The sequence below is a fragment of the Nocardia cyriacigeorgica genome, assembly GCF_010858045.1.
GTDB lineage: Bacteria > Actinomycetota > Actinomycetes > Mycobacteriales > Mycobacteriaceae > Nocardia > Nocardia cyriacigeorgica_E.
Window position 1 is genome coordinate 1 of the sequence record NZ_JAAGVC010000225.1, and the last position, 326, is coordinate 326.

Sequence of the window (326 nt, forward strand, 5' to 3'; positions counted from 1 at the left end):
CGTTCGAGCAGGAAATCGCGGACCGTCGGCACACCGGGCAGATGCGACAGACCGCTCAGTGCGCGTCGGCTACCTGGCAGCAGTCCGACACCCGCGGGAGCGCCTGCGGCCGTCGCGAGGGCGCCGTAGATCTCGCCGAACGGCTGTGGACGCGGATTCACCAGGTGGAAGGTGCGCCCGTCCAGCCCTGGCCGACGCACGAGCTCGACCATGGCGGAAGCGACGTAGTCGACCGGAACGACATTGGTCGCACCGAGATCCGGCAGTGGGATCGGCAGCTCGGCCGGCAGTCCACCGAGCGAGGCGATCGCGGGGAAGAAGTAGTA

The 326-nt window shown here is 68.7% G+C and carries 1 pseudogene; it reads right to left on the bottom strand.

The annotated features are described in order from the left end of the window. Positions 1-326: pseudogene (locus GV790_RS29475) on the bottom strand (SDR family oxidoreductase); the annotation flags it as partial.